Origin of the sequence: Candidatus Sodalis sp. SoCistrobi (genome assembly GCF_900143145.1) — a bacterium.
In the GTDB taxonomy this organism is placed as follows: Bacteria; Pseudomonadota; Gammaproteobacteria; order Enterobacterales; family Enterobacteriaceae; genus SoCistrobi.
On record NZ_FRDB01000330.1, the window covers coordinates 1 to 2,149 of the forward strand.

Below are 2,149 nucleotides of genomic sequence, written 5' to 3' on the forward strand. Positions count from 1 at the left end.
TCAACGATCTGCTCTTTAACTCCCGGCTTTCGCGCTTCATAGCGGTAGGTAAGCTGGAATACACGGTGACAGCACTGACACCGGAAGCGTTCGCGCTTAGTTGGACTAAGGCCATGTCGATAAATTTCATCTGAATGGCAGCGAGGACAATGAACAGAAACTGTAACCACGTGGAAACCTCAAATAGAGGCAGAATATCACAAAAGTCAACTATTTGAAGGCATTACCCAATGCTACGCCCTTAAGTTAGTCTATGTTTACGGTAATACAAGAATGCAGAGTTTTTATAATTATTAATTTTATAATTACCTATTTTATTTATGGTGCATTTAACGGTGATGGCGTTATTTATGTCCACAACAAATCAGTAATTAATATAACAATTATTATCAGGCATTATCTACGCCATTAAAACAGGCAGCGTCGCCATAAGCGCACCGCAGCAAGGACGTCTATCCCCTCACCCCTATTCCATGGTGCCGGGCGCTATCGTCCCTAGGTTCGACCCTCCCGCCATAGTCATGTTTGGCCCTGCGCCCCCGCTTGCGCTGCGCGCACCGTCCTGATGTCAAATACGGACAACTCTGTACGCTTTTTCCTAGGGTAAGCGCCAGCAATTCGTTATTATGCGCGCTGCGTTTGTGAGCAAATCGCGCCGGCTGCGGTGCGTCAGGTCAGGGATATCTATTATGTTGTGGTTCAAGAATGTCATGATTTACCGTTTGAATCGGCCAATCGAGCTGTCGGTAGAGCAAATCGAGCAGCAGTTGTCCGCCTTCGCCTTCACCCCCTGCGGCAGTCAGGATATGGCAAAATCCGGCTGGGTGCCCCCGATGGGCGCCAAAAGCGATGCGCTAACCCATGCGATACCGGGACATGTCCTGCTTTGCCTGCGCAAAGAAGAAAAAATTCTACCGTCCTCGGTGGTCAAACAGGAGCTTGAAGGCAAAATCAGCAAGCTGGAAAATGACCAAAGCCGTAAACTGCGTAAAACCGAAAAAGACGCGCTAAAAGATGAGGTGTTGCACCAATTAATGCCCCGCGCTTTCAGCCGTTTCGGCCAGACGCTATTGTGGCTGGATCTGGCGAATGATCTGGTGCTGGTCGACGCCGGTAGCGCCAAAAAGGCGGAAGATTGCCTGGCGCTGCTGCGAAAATCTATCGGCTCGCTACCGGTGGTGCCGCTGACCATGGAAAAACCGATCGAGATGACTCTGACTGAATGGGTACGCAGCGGGGAGCCCGCCGCCGGTTTCGCCATTCAGGATGAAGCTGAGCTAAAAGCGCTGCTGGAAGAAGGCGGCATTCTGCGCTGTAAAAAACAGGATTTATCTAGCGACGAAATTGCGGTGCATATCGAGGCGGGCAAACTGGTGACCAAGCTGGCGCTGGATTGGCGGGAGCGAGTGCAATTGATACTCGGCGATGATGGTACCGTGAAACGCTTAAGGTTCTCCGACACGCTGCGCGAGCAAAATGATGATATCGATCGCGATGATTTCGCCGCGCGCTTCGACGCCGATTTTATGTTGATGACCGGTGAACTGACGGGACTTATCGCCGAGTTGATTGCGGGGCTGGGCGGTGAGGCACCGCGGCAGGGCTAAGAGGGAACTCGCCGTCAATGGCGTCGTCAGGCGGCAGCACCGCGAGTGCGTCCCGCCGCTATCAACGTCAGGCGGCAGCACCGCGAGTGCGCCCCGCCGCTATCAACGTCAGGCGGCAGCACCGCGAGTGCGCCCCGCCGCTATCAACGTCAGGCGGCAGCACCGCGAGTGCGCCCCGCCGCTATCAATGTCGGGCGGCAGCACCCCGAGTGCGCCCCGCCGCTATCGATGTCAGGCGGCAGCACCGCGAGTGCGCCCCGCCGCTATCAATGTCAGGCGGCAGCATTGCGAGTACGCCCCGCCCTTGGCGTTTAGCGCGAGTGGCTGAGATACTTGCACAGATAGCTGCTGGTTTCCGCCAGCTGCAGGCAGAATTCGCTGTGTGCCGGCACGTAAAAAGTCTCCCCCGGCATAATGAATCACCCCGGATAAATTAGAGTCTATACTTTAAAAGTGGAGGTCTCTATGACAACGACCAAACGTTACTCTCCGGAAGTCCGTGAACGGGCAGTTAATCTAGTGCTGGAAACTCAGCATGAGCA

Annotated in this window: 2 protein-coding genes and 1 pseudogene; 1 reads left to right on the forward strand and 2 read right to left on the reverse strand. The window is 54.1% G+C overall.

Features of this window, described 5'->3' with window-relative positions; genetic code table 11:
* Positions 1 to 170: IS1 family transposase (locus CINSTRO3249_RS16945; protein WP_143146886.1), on the reverse strand; the 170-nt coding region annotated here is incomplete at its 3' end.
* Between the two features lie 519 nt (positions 171 to 689).
* On the opposite strand from CINSTRO3249_RS16945, the gene rdgC reads away from it, so the two are divergent.
* Positions 690 to 1,607 carry a recombination-associated protein RdgC gene (gene rdgC / locus CINSTRO3249_RS15350; RefSeq protein WP_074013856.1) on the forward strand — a complete coding sequence of 306 codons (918 nt, stop codon included), beginning with the start codon at positions 690 to 692 and terminating at the stop codon, positions 1,605 to 1,607.
* A gap of 311 nt (positions 1,608 to 1,918) precedes the next feature.
* Here rdgC and CINSTRO3249_RS16950 read toward each other — a convergent pair.
* Positions 1,919 to 2,017 (reverse strand): annotated as a pseudogene (locus tag CINSTRO3249_RS16950) (pyrimidine/purine nucleoside phosphorylase); the annotation flags it as partial.
* Between the last annotated feature and the right edge of the window lie 132 nt (positions 2,018 to 2,149).

What these genes read in the sequence shown, in the direction of transcription:
- rdgC (WP_074013856.1), top strand. Translation starts at nt 690, where the DNA reads ATGTTGTGGTTCAAGAATGTCATGATTTACCGTTTGAATCGGCCAATC.